Source organism: Pseudomonas sp. LBUM1661, assembly GCF_059695925.1.
This window is the reverse complement of sequence record NZ_CP166794.1, coordinates 3,374,239-3,394,704: the sequence shown is the minus strand read 5'-3', so window position 1 is coordinate 3,394,704 and position 20,466 is coordinate 3,374,239. Positions and strand designations below refer to the sequence as shown.

Annotated in this window: 14 protein-coding genes; 10 read left to right on the top strand and 4 right to left on the bottom strand. The window is 61.6% G+C overall.

The window, feature by feature from the left end; genetic code table 11:
• Nucleotides 1-4 precede the first annotated feature (4 nt).
• From ACA057_RS15495 to ACA057_RS15450, 10 genes are all read left to right on the top strand, one after another.
• On the top strand, nucleotides 5-331 hold the full coding sequence (locus ACA057_RS15495; protein WP_497349748.1) for a DUF2934 domain-containing protein: 327 nt from the start codon (nucleotides 5-7) through the stop codon (nucleotides 329-331).
• A 195-nt stretch (nucleotides 332-526) separates the two neighbouring features.
• Complete coding sequence (gene glgX / locus ACA057_RS15490; RefSeq protein WP_497349746.1) at nucleotides 527-2,686, top strand: glycogen debranching protein GlgX; 2,160 nt, start codon at nucleotides 527-529, stop codon at nucleotides 2,684-2,686.
• Between the two features lies 1 nt (nucleotide 2,687).
• Nucleotides 2,688-3,677: an acyl-CoA dehydrogenase family protein gene (locus tag ACA057_RS15485; RefSeq protein WP_497349744.1), complete on the top strand. Its 990-nt coding sequence runs from the start codon at nucleotides 2,688-2,690 to the stop codon at nucleotides 3,675-3,677.
• Nucleotides 3,674-4,432 (top strand): PIG-L deacetylase family protein, encoded by a 759-nt coding sequence (locus ACA057_RS15480; RefSeq protein WP_497349742.1) that lies wholly within the window; start codon nucleotides 3,674-3,676, stop codon nucleotides 4,430-4,432. The genes ACA057_RS15485 and ACA057_RS15480 overlap by 4 nt, the downstream gene beginning before the upstream one ends.
• A complete protein-coding gene (locus tag ACA057_RS15475) occupies nucleotides 4,429-5,028 on the top strand; it encodes an SAM-dependent methyltransferase (protein ID WP_497349740.1) in 600 nt (199 codons plus the stop codon). The genes ACA057_RS15480 and ACA057_RS15475 overlap by 4 nt, the downstream gene beginning before the upstream one ends.
• Complete coding sequence (locus ACA057_RS15470; RefSeq protein WP_497349739.1) at nucleotides 5,025-5,684, top strand: glycosyltransferase family 2 protein; 660 nt, start codon at nucleotides 5,025-5,027, stop codon at nucleotides 5,682-5,684. Before ACA057_RS15475 ends, ACA057_RS15470 begins: the two co-directional genes overlap by 4 nt.
• A gap of 119 nt (nucleotides 5,685-5,803) precedes the next feature.
• Nucleotides 5,804-6,562: a PIG-L deacetylase family protein gene (locus tag ACA057_RS15465; RefSeq protein ID WP_497349737.1), complete on the top strand. Its 759-nt coding sequence runs from the start codon at nucleotides 5,804-5,806 to the stop codon at nucleotides 6,560-6,562.
• Nucleotides 6,563-6,747: 185 nt separating this feature from the next.
• Nucleotides 6,748-7,548: an endonuclease/exonuclease/phosphatase family protein gene (locus ACA057_RS15460; protein ID WP_497349735.1), complete on the top strand. Its 801-nt coding sequence runs from the start codon at nucleotides 6,748-6,750 to the stop codon at nucleotides 7,546-7,548.
• A 247-nt stretch (nucleotides 7,549-7,795) separates the two neighbouring features.
• Entirely contained in the window at nucleotides 7,796-10,366 is a 2,571-nt protein-coding gene (locus ACA057_RS15455; RefSeq protein ID WP_497349733.1) for an autotransporter family protein, read from the top strand.
• A gap of 322 nt (nucleotides 10,367-10,688) precedes the next feature.
• A complete protein-coding gene (locus tag ACA057_RS15450; protein WP_497349731.1) occupies nucleotides 10,689-11,756 on the top strand; it encodes an autotransporter domain-containing protein in 1,068 nt (355 codons plus the stop codon).
• Between the two features lie 133 nt (nucleotides 11,757-11,889).
• Here ACA057_RS15450 and glgB read toward each other — a convergent pair whose 3' ends face one another.
• The 4 genes from glgB to ACA057_RS15430 form a co-directional block, all read right to left on the bottom strand.
• On the bottom strand, nucleotides 11,890-14,121 hold the full coding sequence (gene glgB / locus ACA057_RS15445; protein ID WP_497349729.1) for a 1,4-alpha-glucan branching protein GlgB: 2,232 nt from the start codon (nucleotides 14,119-14,121) through the stop codon (nucleotides 11,890-11,892).
• 2 nt (nucleotides 14,122-14,123) lie between these two features.
• Entirely contained in the window at nucleotides 14,124-17,465 is a 3,342-nt protein-coding gene (gene treS / locus ACA057_RS15440; protein ID WP_497349727.1) for a maltose alpha-D-glucosyltransferase, read from the bottom strand.
• A gap of 116 nt (nucleotides 17,466-17,581) precedes the next feature.
• The gene (locus ACA057_RS15435; protein ID WP_497349725.1) at nucleotides 17,582-19,576 is read right to left on the bottom strand and encodes an alpha-1,4-glucan--maltose-1-phosphate maltosyltransferase; all 1,995 of its coding nucleotides are present in this window, start codon (nucleotides 19,574-19,576) and stop codon (nucleotides 17,582-17,584) included.
• Between the two features lie 385 nt (nucleotides 19,577-19,961).
• On the bottom strand, nucleotides 19,962-20,459 hold the full coding sequence (locus ACA057_RS15430; protein WP_497349723.1) for an MgtC/SapB family protein: 498 nt from the start codon (nucleotides 20,457-20,459) through the stop codon (nucleotides 19,962-19,964).
• Nucleotides 20,460-20,466 lie beyond the last annotated feature (7 nt).

Sequence of the window (20,466 nt, the reverse complement as noted above, 5' to 3'; positions counted from 1 at the left end):
TGCGATGAGTACCGACGATAAACGCGTCCGCGAATTTGCCTATCAGATCTGGGAGTCGGAAGGAAAGCCCGAGGGCCAGGACGCTCGCCATTGGGAGATGGCGCGCAAGCTGGCAGAAGCCGAGGCCCTGGCACCGAGCAAGTCGCCAAAAGCGGCTGGCAGCAAAACCGCCGCCGCCAAGGCGCCTGTCAGCAAAACCGCGAATGGCAAGGCTGGCGAGCCCAAAACCAAAGCCAAGGCTAAACCTGCGGCGGCTTCAAAAGTGATCCCGCCGGGCGAAAAAGCCGCCGAGAAAAAGCCTCGAGCCGCGCGTAAACCGCCTGCTGTCTGACGCTACACCTGTTTGCCCTGATTCACTGCGTGGCGAGCCCTCTCGCCACCGAGGACTCGCTCGCCCTGAATTATTGATTGTGTAGGAGCCAGGCTTGCCGGCGAAAGCGCCCGCCAAAACGCCTTCGCTGGCCAGCTGGCTTCTACAGAAAGAAAGAACGACGCCACACCCGTACCCCTTTTTGCAGGAGCATCTATGACCAATCCAAAGAAAGCCGCGCCAGAACCTCAAGCCGAGGCCTCGCGAATCCGTGAAGGCTTGCCCTTCCCGCTGGGCGCGACCTGGGATGGCCTGGGGGTCAACTTCGCCTTGTTTTCCGCCAACGCCACCAAGGTCGAACTGTGCATCTTCGATGATGCCGGCGAAGTCGAACTTGAACGCATCGAGCTGCCGGAATACACCGACGAGATTTACCACGGCTACTTGCCCGACGCTCATCCCGGTTTGATTTACGGCTACCGAGTGTACGGCGCGTACGACCCGGCCAACGGTCATCGCTTCAACCACAACAAACTGCTGATCGACCCCTACGCCAAACAACTGGTCGGCAAGTTGAAATGGTCCGAGGCGCTGTTCGGCTACACCATCGGCCACCCCGACGCCGACCTCAGTTTCGATGAGCGAGACAGCGCGCCGTTCGTGCCCAAATGCAAAGTGATCGACCCGGCACACACCTGGGGCCACGACCATCGGGTCAGCGTGCCGTGGGACAAGACCATCATTTATGAAACCCACGTGCGCGGCATCAGCATGCGTCACCCTTCCGTCCCCGAAAACGTGCGTGGCACCTTCGCCGGGTTGATGGTCGATGACGTGCTCGAACACATCCGCAAGCTTGGCGTCTCGACCGTGGAATTGCTGCCGATCCACGCGTTCGTCAACGACCAGCATCTGCTGCACAAAGGCATGACCAATTACTGGGGCTATAACAGCATCGCGTTCTTCGCCCCGGACCCGCGCTACCTGGCCAGCGGCAAGATCGCCGAGTTCAAGGAAATGGTCGCGCACCTGCACGAAGCCAATCTGGAAGTGATCCTCGACGTGGTCTACAACCACACCGCCGAGGGCAACGAACAAGGCCCGACGCTGTCGATGCGCGGTATCGACAACGCCTCGTACTACCGCTTGATGCCTGACGACAAGCGTTTCTACATCAACGATTCCGGGACCGGCAACACCCTGGACTTGAGTCACCCATGCGTGTTGCAGATGGTCACCGACTCCTTGCGCTACTGGGCCACGGAAATGCACGTCGACGGTTTCCGTTTCGACCTGGCAACCATTCTCGGGCGTTATCACGACGGGTTCGATGAGCGTCACAGTTTCCTCGTGGCCTGCCGCCAGGATCCGGTGCTGCGCCAAGTGAAGATGATTGCCGAGCCATGGGATTGCGGTCCCGGCGGTTATCAGGTCGGTGGTTTCCCGCCCGGCTGGGTCGAGTGGAACGACAAGTACCGCGACACCGTGCGCGCGTTCTGGAAAGGCGATGATGGTCAGCTTGCAGACTTCGCGAGTCGCATGACCGCCTCGGGCGAGATGTTCAACCAGCGGGGTCGCAGACCCTACGCCTCGGTGAACTTCATCACCGCCCACGACGGTTTCACCCTCAATGACCTGGTGTCGTACAACGACAAGCACAACGAAGCCAACGACGAAAACAACCAGGACGGCAGCAACAACAACCTGTCCTGGAACCATGGCGTCGAAGGCCCGACCGATGATCCCGAGATCAACGAGCTGCGCCAGCGCCAGATGCGTAACTTCTTCGCCACGCTGCTGCTGTCCCAGGGCACGCCGATGCTGGTGGCCGGCGACGAGTTCGCCCGCACCCAGGAAGGCAACAACAACGCCTATTGCCAGGACAGCGACATCGGTTGGGTCAATTGGGACCTGAGCGACGACGGCAAGGCCCTGCTCAAGTTCGTCAAACGCCTGATCAAGCTGCGCCTGGCCTACCCGATCCTGCGTCGCGGACGCTTCCTGGTGGGCAATTACAACGAGGACATCGGCGTCAAGGATGTCACCTGGCTCGCGCCGGATGGCAGCGAAATGACCACCGAACAATGGCAGGAGGCCCATGGCCGCTGCCTCGGCATGCTGCTCGATGGCCGTGCTCAGGAAACCGGGATTCGTCGAAAAGGCGCCGATGCCACCGTGCTGTTGGTGGTCAACGCGCACCACGACATCGTCAATTTCCTGCTGCCGGAAGTCCCGGATGGCGGGTTCTGGACCTGCATGATCGACACCAATCAACCGTCGATTCGCGGCCAGGAACGCTTCGAGTTCGGCCATGAATATTCAGTCACCGGCCGTTCGCTGCTGCTGTTCGAATTGCAGCGTGAGGAAGAAGAGTGAAATGGACCTCCAGGGCTTTCTCCAGCATCAGTCAGCGGATGACGCCGACACTCAGGCGTTAGGCCGGTGCTTGCGGGCGATGGTGGAGGCCGGTCTCGATCGGCTTCCGCTGCCCGGCAGTGGCCAGACGCTGGAGCGGTTCCAGCGGCTGGCCGAGGTCGGTGGACATGACCTGGGGTTGTGCAAGTTGTACGAGGGGCACACCGATGCGCTGGCGATTATCCAGCAACTCGGTGGCGCGTCGATGCCCGCCAGCACGTGGGGCATGTGGGCCGCCGAACCGCCACAGGCGCGCGTGCGCGTCAGTGCGCAAGGCCAGCGGGTTGCGCTGAACGGGCGCAAGGCCTGGTGTTCGGGGGCGGCGGTGTTGAGCCATGCCTTGCTCACGGCATGGGATGACCAGGACCGTCAGCAACTGGTCGCGGTGGCACTGGATCAGCCCGGCGTGGTGATCACTGATCAAGGCTGGCACGCCGTGGGCATGGGTGCGACCGGCAGCGTCGAGGTGCTGTTCGACGGTGCCGAAGCGCAAGCGATTGGCAACCCCGGCGATTACTTGCAACGCCCAGGCTTTTGGCAAGGCGGGATTGGCATTGCCGCCTGCTGGTACGGTGCTGCGCACAGCATCGCCGAACGCCTGCGCCGGCACTGCGCACAACGTGAAGAACCCCACGCCCTCGCCCACCTCGGCGCCGTCGACAGCGCGCTGCATGGCGCCGCCGAGGTGTTGCGGGCCAGCGCGCTGACCATTGACGCCGCGCCTCTGGACGATGCCGAACTCCTTGCCCGTCGCGCTCGGGCGGTGGTTGAACACGCGGCCGAACAGGTCATCCAACACGTCGGCCACGCACTGGGTGCCGGTCCCTATTGTAGGGATCGGCAGTTCGCGCGGCTGATCGCCGACCTGCCGGTATTCCTGCGCCAAAGTCACGCCGAACGGGACCTTGCAGCCCTCGGCCAACAGGTCATCAACGGAACATGGACGTTATGAAAGCCAATCCTATTGTCGGTCAGGGCACGCCGCTGCAGGTGTGGCAAAGCTCCAGCCATCTGGCGCAGTTGCCGGTAATCGACATCCTCACGTTAGTCCCGGAAGGCGCACGCGCCGTGATCATCGCTCCGCATCCCGACGACGAAGTGCTGGGCTGCGGCGGCTTTCTGCAATTGCTGGCCGCGGCGGGCCGACCGTTGCAACTGATCTCGGTCACCGACGGCAGCGCCAGCCATCCCGGATCCGAACGTTGGCCGGTGGAACGCCTGAGCACGGTGCGCCCGCAGGAGTCGGCCGAAGCCCTGCGTCGTCTCGGCTTGCCGCTGCACAGCCTGAAATGGAAGCGCGGTGGTTTTGCCGACAGTCAGGTGGCGGCACGGGAAAGCGAACTGAGCGCGTTCATCGAGCGGCATTTGCGCCCCGGCGACGTGGTCTTCACCACGTGGCGCGAAGACGGCCATTGCGATCACGAAGCCGTGGGGCGTGCCAGTGCCGAGGCGGCGAAGCGCGTCGGTGCCACCCTGCATGAATTGCCCGTGTGGACCTGGCACTGGGCAACACCGGAAGACGGCCGGGTGCCTTGGCATCGCGCGCGCAAAATCCTCCTGACTCCGACACGGGTCGCGCGCAAGCGGCATGCGCTGCAGGCCTTTGCCAGTCAGTTGGAAGGCGACCCGCAGATCGGCTTGCCGCCCGTGTTGGCGCCTTATGTGCTGGAGCGTTTGCTGCAACCTTTTGAAGTGGTGTTTGTATGAGTGTCGAAGATCGCTATTTCGACGGATTGTTCGCCGGCAACGACGATCCCTGGGCGTTTCGTCAACGCTGGTACGAACGACGCAAACGCGCCATCACCCTGGCCGCGCTGCCCCGGCCGCACTACCGCGCGATCTTCGAACCGGGTTGCGCCAACGGTGAGCTCAGCGCTGAGCTCGCTACTCGCTGCGATCGCCTGTTGTGTTGCGACACCGCAGCCGCCGCCGTGGCGTTGGCGCGCACACGCCTGAGCCTGTTCGACCACGCCGAAGTTCGCCAAAGCCGCTTGCCGGGGGATTGGCCCAACGAGCAGTTCGACCTGATCGTGCTCAGCGAAGTCGGCTATTACCTGGATGCCGACGACCTCAAGCAACTGATCGAACACGCCGCACAGTCGCTGACCGCCGACGGCCAATTGCTGGCCTGCCATTGGCGCCCGGCCATCGACGGTTGTCCGCTGAACGCCCGACAGGTCCATGACCTGCTACACGAGCATTTACCCTTGCCGCGCCTGGTCCTGCATCAGGAAGCCGATTTCCTCTTGGAGCTCTGGAGCCGCGAACCGCGCTCCGTGGCGGCGCTGGAGGGTTTGCGATGATCGGCATCTTGATCCCGGCGCACAACGAAGAAGACTTGCTCGAAGAATGCATCCGCGCCGCCTTGCGCGCCGCGTGCCACGAACGGCTGGAGGGCGAAACGGTGCTGGTGCTGGTGGTGCTCGACAGCTGCACCGACCGATCTTCAGAGATCGTTGACCGTTACCCGGTGCACAGCCTGGCGATCGAGGCGCGTAACGTCGGCCAGGCACGCGCGGCGGGGGCACGGTTTCTGCTGGATCGCGGGGTGCGCTGGATTTCCTGCTCCGACGCCGACAGCCGGGTCGCCAAGGACTGGCTGGTGGCGCAACTGGCCCTCGGTGCCGACGCCGTGTGTGGCACGGTGACGGTCGATCAGTGGAACATTGCCTTCGACGAGTCGGCACAGATCCGCTATCACCAGCATTACCAGGCTCGCGATGGCCACCGGCATATCCACGGTGCCAACCTCGGTATCAGCGCCGAGGCGTATCAGCGGGCCGGCGGTTTCGAACCGCTGGCCTGTGATGAAGACGTGCAACTGGTGCGGCAACTCGAACGGTGCGGCGCTAACATCGCCTGGAGTCAACGCCCGCAGGTGCTCACCAGTGCCCGACTGGACAGCCGGGCCCGGGGTGGCTTTGGTGATTTTTTGCGGGACATGGCGCAGATCGGATAAAAAAACGGACCAGATGGAACATCAACGCGACGAATAACAGTACATGAGCAATACTCTGCACGCGGCAATCCAGGGTTTGGAGCGCTGCACACGCTATCAATGAGAACAAGGACGTAGCCATGACCCCGTTCAGCATCAGCGAAAGCAGCCTCCCAGCACAAATCTGGAACAGCGCCCCGCAACTCGACAACATCCCTGTCATCAGCACCCAGACCCTCGTCCCGACTGGCGCACGCGCCGTGGTGATTGCCCCGCACCCGGGCGATGAAGTGGTGACCTGCGGCGGCCTGCTGCAGTTGCTCAGCAGCCTCGGGCATCCGCTGCAATTGATCTCGATTACCGACGGCAGTGCCAGCCATCCCGGCTCGCACCAGTGGTCGGAGAAACGCCTGAGCGTGTTTCGCCCGCAGGAAAGCGTCGAAGCCCTGCGCCGGCTCGGGTTGCCGATGCACAGCCTGAAGTGGATTCGCGGCGGCTTCACCGACAACGCCCTGGCCGAACGCGAACTGCAACTGACCCAATTCATCGTGCGCTATTTGCGCCCCGGCGATGTGGTGTTCAGCACCTGGTGCCAGGACGGCAATATCGACCACGACGTCGTCGGGCGAGCCAGCGCCAGGGCGGCCGCCCTGGTGGGCGCGGCGTTCAACGAAGTACCGGTCTGGGCCTGGCACTGGCCGACTCGCGACCGAGGGTTGATCCCTTGGAACCGTGCGCGCAAGGTGCGCCTCGACACCTGGACCGTCGCCCGTAAAAGCCACGCCACCCACGCCTACGCCACCCAGCTCGACGGCGAACCCGCCATCGGCCTCGCCCCGCTCCTGCCGCCGGTGCTGCTGGAGCGAATGCGGTTGCCCTATGAAATCGTGTTCATCTGAAAGGGTGGGAGCGAGCCTGCTCGCGAAGGGGCCAGCACATTCAACAATGATGTTGTCAGCCAGTCCGCTATCGCGAGCAGGCTCGCTCCCATACTGGGTGGTGTTGTCTCTACACTTAGTCAAACTGAACTGCCCGTCCCCACATCAGTCGCATACATAGGCATCCCTGATTCAGAGGAGTGAACGTGACCAGCGATTCCAAGCAACAAGCCGTCGAATCGGTCCCCTTGAACACGCCCCCGGCGATTCATCGACTGAGAGTGTTGACGGTCAATACGCACAAGGGTTTTACCGCACTCAATCGACGCTTCATCCTTCCGGAACTGCGTGAGGCGGTCCGCAGTACCTCGGCGGACCTGGTGTTTTTGCAAGAAGTGATTGGCGTACACGAGCGCCACTCGTCCCGTTACAACGACTGGCCACAAACCTCGCAATACGAGTTCCTCGCCGACAGCATGTGGAGCGACTTCGCCTACGGCCGCAACGCGGTTTACCCGGACGGTCACCACGGCAACGCGCTGCTGTCGAAATACCCGATCCGCGAGTACCGCAACCTCGACGTTTCGATCACCGGCCCCGAACGCCGCGGGCTGTTGCATTGCGTGCTGGACGTGCCGGGCCACGCCGAAGTCCACGCGATCTGCGTTCACCTGAGCCTGCTCGAAAGCCACCGTCAATTGCAGTTGCAGCTACTCTGCCAACTGCTCGAATCCCTGCCCGATGCCGCCCCGGTGATCATCGCCGGCGACTTCAACGACTGGCAGCTCCAGGGCAACGCCGCCCTCGCCCGTCGCGACTACCTGCACGAAGCCTTCGAACGTCACCACGGCCGCCCGGCCAAAACCTACCCAGCACGGTTTCCGCTGCTGCGTCTGGACCGGATTTACCTGCGTAATGCCAGCAGCCATGAGCCGCGAATACTGGGGAGCAAGCCCTGGACGCACCTGTCGGATCATTTGCCGCTGGCGGTTGAGGTGCATCTCTGAGCGCCCGGAATGCGTTGTTTTACTGCCGTATTAAAGGCCAATCTACCCATCCGACCTGTTACTTCTGACAGTAGATACACCCCGAAACTATTGCTACGGTACGGACACGACCCACTGTAGCCGTGTTCCGTTACGGGTGATGGCTTTCCCGATGCTGTCTCGAAACTCGCGCTGCCGAGAGCGTCCGCTGCCTTGCCACTCATGAAAAGTGGCGGCCCGGGCGTCGATCCTTACGCGGGAGGCGCGTGTGAAACTTTCGACAATCTTGCCCCGGTACCGCTACGGCGCCTGCGCCATTTCCATCGGCTTATGCATTGGCTGGCCGCACACCAGCCAGGCGGCCTGCACCCTCATCCCCACCGCCGGTAACCACAACTTCGTCTGTGACAGTGGCAGCAACGGACCGCTGACCGACCTGTCGGGCAACAACACCCTGACCTTCCCCACCAATGGCACCGGCACGATTAACGGCAACGTGACCTTCGGTGCCGGGGCCGACACCGTCGACATGAACTCCGGCACCCTCGTTGGCACACTCACTCAGGGTGACGGTGCCGACACCTTCAACATCAGCGCCGGCCTGATCACCGGCGCCGTCAATCAGGGCAACGGCGTCGATACGTTCACCATGACTGGCGGGACTATCCAGTCTTTGGCCCAAGGCGACAGTCGCGATTTCTTCCTGATGACCGGCGGCAGGATCATGGGTGCTTTCGAGGACGGCGACACCGCCAGGATGACCGATGGCAGAATCGGTCGGGTCGACATGAAACTGGATAACAATCTCTTCGACATGTCGGGCGGACTGATCGATGGCAACCTGGTCACCGGGTTCGGCACCGACACCATCATCGTCTCCGGCGGCAGGATTGGCGGCAACATCAGTGTCAGCGGTGGCAACGACAGCATCACCGTGACCGGTGGCGAGATCCTCGGGGAGATCCGCGCCAGCACCGGCAACGACACGCTACTGTGGGACGGCGGCGGCATTGTCCGCTCGGCGATTCTGATGGAGGACGGCAACGACAGTGCGACCTTGCGCAATCTCGACGAAAGCACCCTCGCCCTGACCCCGAGCCTCAATGGCGGCAGTGGCACCGATCTGCTGACCTTCGATCACACCACATCAGCCGGCGCCGGTCGTTACCTCAACTGGGAAACGGTCACTCTGCGCAACGACTCGCAATTCGACCTCAGCGGTATTTTCGTCCTCGGCGACAACGGCACCGGCACCGGCGTGTTCAATATCGATGGCAGCAGCACAGTGACCTCGATCCAGGGTAGCTTCACGCCCTCCGCCACAGGTCAGCGCGTCACCTTGAACAACGCCGGTGTGATCGACCTGAGCAGTGGCAATACACGCACCAACGACACGTTGACCGTACAGGGAAATTACGCCGGCAGCGGCGGCCAGTTGTTGTTGCAAAGTGTCGTGGGTGACGACAATGCTCCCAGCGACAAACTGGTGGTCAACGATGGAAGCTTGACCGGCACTACCCTGATAACCGTTAACAACCTCGGCGGTCTCGGCGCACTGACCGCGCAAAACGGCATCCAGCTGGTGCAAGCCCAAGGCACTGCCGTGAGCGACAACGGGGCTTTTGCGCTCAATGGCGGCACGCTGTCGGCCGGCGCCTTCGATTACCGACTGTTCAAGGGCGGTGTCACCGCAGGCACAGAAAACAGCTGGTACCTGCGCTCGGCGGTTGTCGCGCCAGCCGTCACGACCCTTGCCAACCCCGACCCCACCTTGCCGCCGATCACGGTTCCCGTGGTTGCAATACCCGTCGCCGCGCTCGCGCCGTCCGGTAGCCCGGCACTGCCGGAACTCCCCGCCGCCGTGCCAGGGGCCGCACCGATTGCCCTTTATCGTCCGGAGGTCCCGACCTGGTCAGTGCTGCCACCAGCGGCGGCACAGCTGACGCTGACAGCCCTCGGTACTTTCCACGATCGCCAGGGCGATCAGCGCCTGCTCAGCGAAACCGGTGCCTTCGGCGCTGGCTGGGGCCGCGTCTATGGCAAAAACCTCGACCAGACCTGGGCCGGCACTGTGACGCCCCGCCTCGACGGCTCACTCAACGGCTTTCAGGTGGGGAACGACCTTTTCGGTTCTCAACTGGCGGGCGGACACATTCAGCGCGTGGGGTTTTTCGTCGGTCACAGCCGCTTGCAGGGCGACGTCGACGGTTTCAACCAGGGCTTCGAAGGCAAACGCGCCGGCAACGTCGAACTTGAGGGTGACAGCGTCGGACTCTACTGGACGCTGACCGGCCCTGAAGGCGGGTATGTCGACACGGTGGTGATGGGCACTCGGCTGGAGGGCGATAGCCACTCCGAACGCGGCCTCAAGCTCGACAACCGCGGCCATGCCCTGACCCTGTCGGCAGAGTCCGGGTATCCAATGGCCGTGGCGGGCAACTGGGTAATCGAACCCCAGGCGCAAGTGATCCATCAGAAAATCTCGCTGGACAGCCAGGACGACGGCGTTTCCCGCGTGTCTTTCGATTCCGACGGCAGCTGGACCGGACGCCTCGGCGCGCGCCTCAAGGGGCGTTATGAAGTCAGCGGTCGCCCCTTGGAGCCTTATCTTCGAGCCAATCTGTGGCACACGTTTTCAGGCACCGATACGGTCACATTTGACGGAGTCGATCAAATCGAAACCCAACAAAAGTCCTCTTCAGCCGATCTCGGCATCGGGATGGTGTTGAGCCTTGCGTCTTCCGTCAGCGTGTACGCAAGCGCCGACTACAGCAGCAATATCGACAGCAATCAGCTGCGAGGATTGTTTGGAAACGTCGGATTGCGAGTGAGCTGGTAAGCCGTTAGCCAGCTACCAAACCCCTCTAGCTCGCGGGTTTTTTGACGATTTTTCGAACAAACAAGAACTTAGATGTGCGGCGTAAATCAGTCACTTGAAGTCTCTAAAATACCTCTACCACTTATCGGCCATTTTCTTGACGCAGTGCCGGGGGTCTTCTTAGCTACACGTTACTACCCCCGGAATTACCATCAGGGGCAAACCCCGGATACCCGCGAAAACGGGCGGCCAGAGGCTTGCCTCAATACATTCGGTCGCCCCTCATTCGGGGTAGGAGAGACGCCAGAGCGAGATACCGCATGCGATTGCAAGGTAGACCTCCATGAAAAACTCACTCAACTCACAAGAGATCAAAGTCACTTTTTGCACTGTCTCGAGCTCCCTCCTGCTGTGCTCCACAATGGAAGTGCAAGCGTCACCTGTCGAGGAAGACACTACGCCCTGGTATAAACAGGACGTCCCGGTACTCACTTTGCCCGCACTCGCTACCACCTATCCTGGCCGTTTCAGTGCCAGCCCCGATTTGCGAAGTTCGCACCTGACGATTGAAGAAGTCGCGCCTTCGGCCTGGGATCAGCTCTATGGCCAGGCTTCGCGACAAGCACAAACCGATGTCATGGCGCAGGGTTATTCCGGCCCTGGCGCAACCGAATTCAAGGGCCCGGCGATCCTGACCCTGAAAAGCAACAGCGGCCATACGCAACAGGTGGGGCTGATCGGCGGCATCAATCAGATCCAGGGCAACAGTAACGGCCTGCTGACCAGTCGCGCCCTGTCTGCCCCCGGCACCGACACCCTCAACCTTGAAGGCCAAAGCCTTGGCGCCTACTGGAGCTTGACCGGGCCTAATGGCTGGCACGTGGATTTGACCGCCAGTGGCGGGCGAGTCAATGGCTACAGCCGCAATGACCAGGGCGCCCGACAAGCCACCGAGGGCAGCGCGGTCACGCTGTCGGTAGAAGGTGGTTTCCCCATCGGCATCAGCGAAAACTGGGTCGTTGAACCACAAGCGCAGTTGGTGAATCAACGCATTACCCTGGACACGCCGTATGCCGGCTCCGGCAATGCGTCGTCCACAGACGTGACGTCCTGGAGCGGTCGGGTCGGTGCACGGTTGAAAGGTAGTTACGACTTCAACGGCCTGGGGGTCGAACCTTATGTGCGGACCAACTTGTGGCACACGGTCTACACCGGCAACACCGTGACCCTCGATCAGGTCGACAAGATCAGCAGTAGCCGCAACTCATCGACGGTTGAGTTGGGTTTGGGACTGGTGGCCAGGGTGACGCCCGCCGTGAGTCTGTACGTCAGCGCCGATTACAGCAGCGACGTCGACGACAATGATTTGAACGGGGTGATTGGCAGTTTGGGTGTGCGGATGCGCTGGTGAGGGTCAGGCAGTAGAAGTGTTTTGTCTGGGCTGACGCCATCGCGAGCAGGCTCGCTCCCACAGTGGATTTGTCGTACACAAAACCAAATGTGGGAGCGAGCCTGCTCGCGATTGGACGCGACGCGGTGTTAGATCAACCCTCCGGCCGCAAGATCAACACCGCCAGCGGCGGCAAATTCAACACCAGTGACAGCGCCTGCCCATGGCTCGGCTCTTCCTCGGTGAACGCCCCGCCGCTGTTGCCGTAATTGGAACCGGCATACATCGCCGCATCGCTGTTGATCAACTCAGACCAACGCCCCGCGAACGGCACGCCCACGCGATAAGCCTCGCGCGGCACCGGCGTAAAGTTGGCCACCACCAACACCGGCCGACCTTCCTTGCTCCAGCGCATCCACGCGTAAACGCTGTTGGTCGCATCGTCGCCGATCAGCCACTGGAACCCTTGAGGTGCGTCATCCTGGTCATGCAACGCCGGCTCTTCGCGGTACAAGCGATTGAGGTCGCCCACCAGTTTCTGCACACCTTTGTGTTCCGAGTACTGCAGCAAGTACCAGTCCAGCTGCTGATCGTGGTTCCACTCCCGCCACTGGCCGAATTCGCAGCCCATGAACAGCAGCTTCTTGCCTGGATGCGCCCACATGAAGCTCAGGTAGGCCCGCAGGTTGGCAAACTTCTGCCAGCGATCGCCGGGCATTTTGTCGATCAGCGAATGCTTGCCGTGTACCACTTCATCGTGGGAGATCGGCAAGATGAAACGCTCGGACCAGGCGTACACCAGGCCGAAACTCAGTTCGTTGTGATGATGCGCGCGGTACACCGGATCCTGCTGGATGTAGTGCAGCGAATCGTGCATCCAGCCCATGTTCCACTTGTAGTCGAAGCCGAGCCCGCCCTGTTGCGTGCCCTGGCTGACACCGGGCCACGCCGTGGACTCTTCGGCAATCACCAGCGCGCCGGGCGCTTCGAGGTCGACCACATCATTGAGGTGGCGCAGGAAGTCGATGGCTTCGAGGTTCTCGCGACCGCCGTGACGGTTCGGCACCCATTCGCCCGCCTTGCGCGAATAGTCGCGATAGAGCATCGACGCCACGGCATCGACCCGCAGGCCGTCGACGTGGAAATGCTTGAGCCAGTGCAGCGCCGAAGCCAGCATGTAGCCATGCACTTCAGTGCGGCCGAGGTTGTAGATCAGCGTGTCCCAGTCCTGGTGGAAACCTTCCTGCGGGTTGCCGTATTCGTACAGCGCGGTGCCGTCGAACTGCGCGAGCCCGTGGGTATCGGTGGGAAAATGCGCCGGCACCCAATCGAGGATCACGCCGATGTCGGCCACGTGGCAGGCATTGACGAAAGCGGCGAAGTCATCGGGCGAGCCGTAACGGGCACTCGGGGCGAACTGCGAAAGCAACTGGTAACCCCAGGAACCGCCGAACGGGTGTTCCATGATCGGCATCAGTTCGATGTGGGTGAAGCCCAGTTCCTTCACATACGGAATCAGCCGTTCACCCAGCTCGTGCCAGGTGTACTGGCGAGCGACTTCGCCCAGATCGTCCAGCTCGCACTGCCAGGAGCCGGCGTGCAACTCGTAGATCGACAGCGGCGCACTCGGCCGATGCCGATCGCCACGCGATTGCATCCACGCCTGGTCCTGCCAGTCGATCTTCAGCGGCGAGGCGACCCTGGACGCGGTGTCTGGCGGCAGTGTGGTGGCCAACGCCATCGGATCCGCCTTGAGCGGCAGAATGCCGTGGGCACCGAGGATCTCGTACTTGTAGGCTTCCCCGGCCTGCATGCGCGGGATGAACAACTCCCAGACGCCAGTCGGATGGCGCAGGCGCATGGGATGGCGGCGACCGTCCCAGTTGTTGAAGTCACCGACCACCGAGACCCTTTTGGCATTCGGCGCCCACACGGCGAATCGCACGCCGTCGACACCCTCGACCGTCTTCAGCTGCGCGCCGAGGCAAGCGCTGAGGTCGCGGTGATTGCCCTCGGCGAACAGGTACAAGTCCATCTCGCCCAGCAACGGGCCAAAGCTGTAAGGGTCTTCGGACAGTTGCTCGCCGCCGGCCCAACGGGTCCGCAGCAAATACGCCTGGCCCTTGTCGAAGTGGCCAACGAACAGCCCCGGCGTCTGGGTGGCTTCAAGGTGGCCGAGTTCTTCCCCGGAGTCCTTCGCCACCACCTGCACGCTCAGGGCGTCCGGCAGATAAGCCCGAATGAATTGCCCGCCGGCACCATCGCCGTGAGGGCCGAGAATTGCAAAAGGGTCGTGATGTTCGGCACGTACCAGCGCATCGATATCCCGCGCCTTGGGCAGCAGCGCCTCTTTATGATGACCCTGTTCCTTGTTCGAGAAACTCATAACTACTCTCCACCAAGATCGGAAAAGGGTTTAAGCCCACTCAATAGTCCATACAAACCGTGCAATGGCACAGGCAACCAAGTGGGGCGATTTTCAGCCTCATACGCCACCTCATAGGCCGCCTTCTCCAGACCGAACAACGCCAACGCGGCGTCCTCGCCTTCCGGATCTTGCCACGCATGAGCAAGACTAGCTGCCGCCAGCCGATAAGCGTCGACAAATGCTTGTTTTGCATCATTTAGATAGCGATCGGCGACACGCTGACGAGCGGCCTGTGCATCGGCTGTGTTATCGACGTTGTGTACGTTGATCGCCATCGCCGCAGCGTAGTCGAAAGAACGCAATACGCCGCTGACGTCCTTGTACGGGCTGTGCTTGCCGCGGCGTTCGTACAGCGGCCGTGCCGGCTCGCCTTCGAAGTCGATCAGGTAAGCATCGCCCTTGATCACCAGCACCTGGCCCAGGTGCAAGTCGCCGTGAACGCGAATGCGCAGACCACCGACGGCTTTTTTGCCCAGCGCCTGAACATGGCTGAGGATGGCTTTTTTGTTGTCCAGTAAACGACTGACCAGGGCTTTGTCCGCCGGGTTCAATTCGCTTTGATGCTGCTTGAGCAATTTCAGCGCATGTTCCAGTTGCGCGGCGACATCCTTGGCCGACGCCAACGCATCCTTTTGCGTCGTGACTTGCGGCGCGAAGTCCGGATTGTCGGTCGGCGCAGCCAGCACCTGATGCATTTCGCCCAGGCGTTGACCGAGCATGCCGGCAAAGTCTCTCAGCTCGCCGAGGGCGTTGTAGTGCTGTTCCTGCTCGGACATGGCGTCGGCGAGTTCATCACGCAGCGCACGCTCGAGGTTGTTCTGCGTCCACTCCCAGGCGTCACCCTGATTGCTCAAGTAGCCTTGGGCGATCATCAACAGATTGTCCTCGCCCGCCGCATCGCGGCGAATCACCGAACCGAGCAGTGGCGAGATATTGGCGAAACCGGCGCGGGTCAGGTACGCGCTCATTTCCAGTTCCGGGTGTACGCCCGAGGCGACTTTGCGGATCAGTTTCAGCACCAGGCTTTTACCAATCACCACCGAACTGTTGGATTGCTCGGCCGACAGGTAACGCACTTCCGATTCAGCCGTCAGGCCCAGCTTGGCCAGCTCGGCGGTCGGTTCGAAACGGATCTCGCCGCCATCGGAAGGCAGCACGAGGTTGTTCTGCATGCCCTGTAACACCGTGCGGATAAAGTTCTCAAGGCTGAACGCATCGGTAATCAAACCGACCTGAGGCCCGCGCCTGACACGAGACAGCGCCAGTTGCTGGGGTAACGCAGGACCGACCTGATCATCGGCAATAAAACCGAACGGCAGTTGGTAACGGCTGGTCTGGCCGCCGCTGGTGACTTCAATTTCGCTCAACAGCACCGGATGCTGCGCATCGCCGAAGCGCACACCGTAGGCCAGGTTGACCTTTTCGATGGCCGCGTCCTTGCCGGCGAACCAGCGCCGATTCTGCAACCAGCTCGGCAAGATGCCCTGTTCCAGCGTGCCGCGCGAGGGCGCTTCGAGCAGTTCTTCCATGCGTTTTTTCAACACCAGCGTGGTGAAGTCCGGCAGGCTTTGCGCAGGTTCCACGTGCCAGCTCGGCATCTGATTCTCTGCCGCGAGGCCGAACCAGTAGAAGCCGTAAGGCGCCAGGGTCAGCAAAAAATTCAACTGGCCAATCGGCGGAAAGGCGTTACCGCCGAGCATTTCCACCGGCACCATGCCGGCATACGCCGATAAATCCAGCTCCGCCGCCTGCGCACTGCGCGAGACGTTGGCCACACACAGGATGATTTCGTACTTGCCATCCGGGCCGTAAAATTCACGGGTGTAGGCGAGAATCCGCCGGTTGCTTGGCGAGAGCATTTTCAGCGTGCCACGCCCGAAAGCCTTGGATTGCTTGCGCACGGCGAGCATGCGGCGGGTCCAGTTCAACAATGAATGCGGGTCACCGGCCTGGGTTTCGACGTTGACCGACAGGTAACCGTATTGCGGGTCCATGATCGGCGGCAGCACGAGGCTGGCCGGGTCGGCGCGGGAGAAGCCGCCGTTACGGTCGATCGACCATTGCATCGGCGTGCGCACGCCGTCGCGGTCGCCGAGGTAGATGTTGTCGCCCATGCCGATTTCATCGCCGTAATACAGAGTCGGCGTGCCGGGCATCGACAGCAACAGGCTGTTGAGCAATTCCACGCGACGACGATCACGCTCCATCAGTGGCGCAAGACGGCGGCGAATCCCCAGGTTGATCCGCGCCCGACGGTCGGCGGCGTAGTAATTCCACAGGTAATCGCGTTCCTTGTCGGTGACCATTTCCAGGGTCAGCTCATCGTGGTTGCGCAGGAAAATCGCCCACTGGCAGTTGGCCGGGATTTCCGGGGTCTGGCGCAGAATGTCGGTGATCGGGAAGCGGTCTTCCTGGGCCAGCGCCATGTACATGCGCGGCATCAACGGGAAGTGAAAAGCCATGTGGCATTCGTCGCCGTTCAGGCCTTTTTTATCGGTGTCGCCGAAGTACAGCTGAGTGTCTTCCGGCCATTGATTGGCCTCGGCCAGCAGCATGCGGTCCGGGTAGTTGGCGTCGATTTCGGCACGGATCTGCTTGAGGACGTCGTGGGTCTCGGGCAGGTTTTCGTTGTTGGTGCCGTCGCGCTCGATCAGGTACGGAATCGCGTCGAGTCGCAGGCCGTCGATGCCCATGTCCAGCCAGTAGCGCATCACCGACAACACGGCTTTCATGACTTGCGGGTTATCGAAATTCAGGTCTGGCTGGTGGGAATAGAAACGGTGCCAGAAGTATTGGCCGGCCACCGGGTCCCAGGTCCAGTTGGACTTTTCGGTGTCGAGGAAAATGACGCGGGTGCCGTCGTACTTTTGATCGTCATCCGACCAGACGTAGAAGTCCCGTGCCGCCGAGCCTTTCTTGGCCTTGCGCGCGCGCTGGAACCAGGCGTGCTGGTCCGAAGTGTGGTTGATGACCAGCTCGGTAATCACCCGCAACCCGCGCTTGTGCGCTTCGGAGATGAAACGCTTGGCATCGGCCAAAGTGCCGTAGTCGGGGTGCACTCCGCGGTATTCGGCGATGTCGTAGCCATCGTCACGGCGTGGCGAGGGGTAGAACGGCAACAGCCAGATGGTGTTGACGCCCAGATCGGCAATGTAATCGAGTTTGGCGATAAGACCGGGAAAGTCGCCGATCCCGTCATTGTTGGAGTCGAAAAAAGACTTAACGTGAACCTGGTAGATCACCGCATCCTTGTACCAGAGCGGGTCCTTGATGAAGGTGGCTGCCTTGGGTTTCTTCGCCATTTGTAACTCCTGTTGATGATCGTTCCCACGCTCTGCGTGGGAATGCAGCCATGGACGCGCTGGGGACGCGGAGCGTCCCGGGATGCATTCCCACGCAGAGCGTGGGAACGATCGTGTTAAACGGTGATCCGCCAAATGCCGAACGGCTGATGCGCCGGGTCAATGCGCATGAACTGGTACTTGCCGTGCCAGGTCCAGCGGTGCCCGCTCATCAGGTCTTCGCCCTGGGTGCTGGCGTCGTCGGGCAAACCCATCTCCCACAGCGGCAATTCGAAATTCGCCTCCTGCACGTTGTGCGGATCAAGGCTCACGGCCACCAGAATGAAATTGCTGCCATCCGCGCTGCGTTTGCCGAAGTACAGGATGTTGTCGTTCCAGGCGTTGTAGACCTTCAGGCCCAGATGGGTGTGCAGCGCCGGGTTCTGCCGGCGGATGCGGTTGAGCTGGGCGATCTCGGCAATGATGTTGCCCGGCGCGTTGAAATCCCTTGGGCGGATTTCGTACTTCTCGGAGTTGAGGTATTCCTCTTTCCCCGGCACCGGCGCCGATTCGCAGAGTTCGAAGCCCGAATACATGCCCCACAGACCGGAGCCCATGGTCGCCAGCGCCGCACGGATCAGGAAACCGGCACGCCCGGACTCATGGAGAAACGCCGGGTTGATGTCCGGGGTATTGACGAAGAAGTTCGGGCGATAGCATTCGCGCCACGGCGATTCGTTGAGCTCGGTGAAGTAAGTCGAGAGCTCGTATTTGGTGTTGCGCCACGTGAAGTAGGTGTAGCTCTGGGAGTAACCGACCTTGCCCAGCCGCGCCATCATCGCCGGGGTGGTAAAGGCTTCGGCGAGGAAGATCACTTCCGGGTACAACGCCCGCACATCGGCGATCAGCCACTGCCAGAACGGCAGCGGTTTGGTGTGAGGGTTGTCGACGCGAAAGATCTTCACGCCCTCCTCGACCCAGCCCACCACGATGTCGCGCAACTCGACCCACAGGCTTGGTATCGCGTCCGAGGCATAGAAGTCGACGTTGACGATGTCCTGGTATTTCTTCGGCGGGTTCTCGGCGTATTTGATCGTGCCGTCCGGCCGCCAGTTGAACCAGCCGGGATGCTGTTCCAGCCATGGGTGATCCTGGGAACACTGAATGGCGAAGTCGAGGGCGATTTCCAGGCCATGATCAGCGGCGGCCGCGACCAGCCGGCGGAAGTCTTCGCGGGTGCCCAGTTCCGAGTGAATCGCCTCATGCCCGCCTTCGGGGCTGCCGATCGCATACGGGCTGCCCGGATCATCCGGCCCGGCGGTCAGCGAGTTGTTCGGGCCTTTGCGGTAGCTGCGGCCAATCGGGTGGATCGGCGGGAAGTACAGCACGTCGAAGCCCATGTCCTGGATCATCGGCAGCCGCGAATGCACGTCGTTGAATGTGCCGTGACGGGCCGGATCGTCGGTGATCGAGCGCGGGAACAACTCATACCAACTGGCGAACTGCGCCAGTTCCCGTTCGACGTCCAGCGGGTATTCCGGGCTCAGGCTCAGGTAGGGGCGATGATCGGCCTCGGCCATCAAATCGGCGCTGCGCTGGTGCATAAACAGCGCGACTTGCTCGGTTTCGAGCAGGCCCGACAATTCATGGTGCAGCTGCGCCAGTTGCTCGCTCAGTTGTCCATCGGCGCGTTCGGCGGCTTGCTGAACCATCGTGCGCCCTTCCTGTAACTCCAGGCTGATCGGCACTCGGGCGGCGTGTTTTTTCTCCAGCTCATAACAGAAGCTGGCGAACTGATCGATCCAGGCTTCGATGCAAAACGCATAACGGCCCTGGCGCGCGACACGAAACTGGCCCTGCCAGCCGTTATTGCCCAGGTCGCTCATGGCATCGCTCTGCCAGGTCTCGTCGCCATCGGCGCGCCAGCGGATGCGCACGGCCAGTTTGTCATGACCGTCGGCAAACACTTTGCTGCTCACGACCACGTCCTGACCCACCACGGCTTTCACGGCAAACTGCCCGCCATCGAGGGTCGGCATGGTGTTTTCGATTGCGATGCGCGGCAGCAGTAACGCCTGCGACAGCGGCATATGAGGGTTGTAGTTAAGCTCTGTCGGTTTTTCGGCAGTCATCGAGCATCTCTCCTTTACGCCCCATGGACGCTCTTGTGTCTGATGTTCCCTGAATTAACTCACTTAGGTTCCGAGCGACGGGTGGCGGTAAAAGTTCACGGGGATTTGCCGCAGCCTTCGGGGAATCAATTCCACTGCGCGGTGGTCAATCAACTTAAGCACGACTTACGCCAAGTGCCACTGGAGGCTTCAACGATGAGTATTCCGATTCCTGCCGAAACGCCTGATCCGAACATCGACAGTCCAACCATCCCGCCGACCGAGCCGGAACCGGTGCCGGAGCAGGAGCCCCCGGGCACTACCCCGCCCCCACGGCAGGAACCCCCGGACACCATGCCGCCGGTGATCGTAAATCCTGAATGAAGACAATTGGTCGGGAACGATCTCAATCGTCGTTCTTGTCGAACATCTTCACGATCTTCGGCATCACGCTGAAAATCGCCAGCGCCAAAAACGTACTGAACACCGCTGTCGCTTCTCTCCCCAAGCCCGCTGAAACCCCAATGGCGGCGGTCATCCATAAACCGGCGGCGGTGGTCAGGCCTTTGACGTGGCCTTCGTCGCCTTCCTGATTTTTCAGGATGGTCCCGGCCCCGAGAAAGCCGATCCCGGCGATCACACCCTGCACCACCCGACTCATGGCATCGGCCTGGGAGCCGGACATCTGCGGCACCAGCACGAACAACGCCGCACCGAGCGCCACCAGCATGTGGGTGCGCACCCCGGCGGCCTTACCCTTTTGCTCGCGTTCGAAACCGAGAATCCCGCCCAGCACGGCGGCCATCAACAGGCGCACGGTAATGCGCGTCAGTTGCGAGGCGTCGCCAATGTCTGCGAACTCCGCTTGCAGGGTCACCCAAACCTCATGCCACCAAGCGTTCATGCTGTAA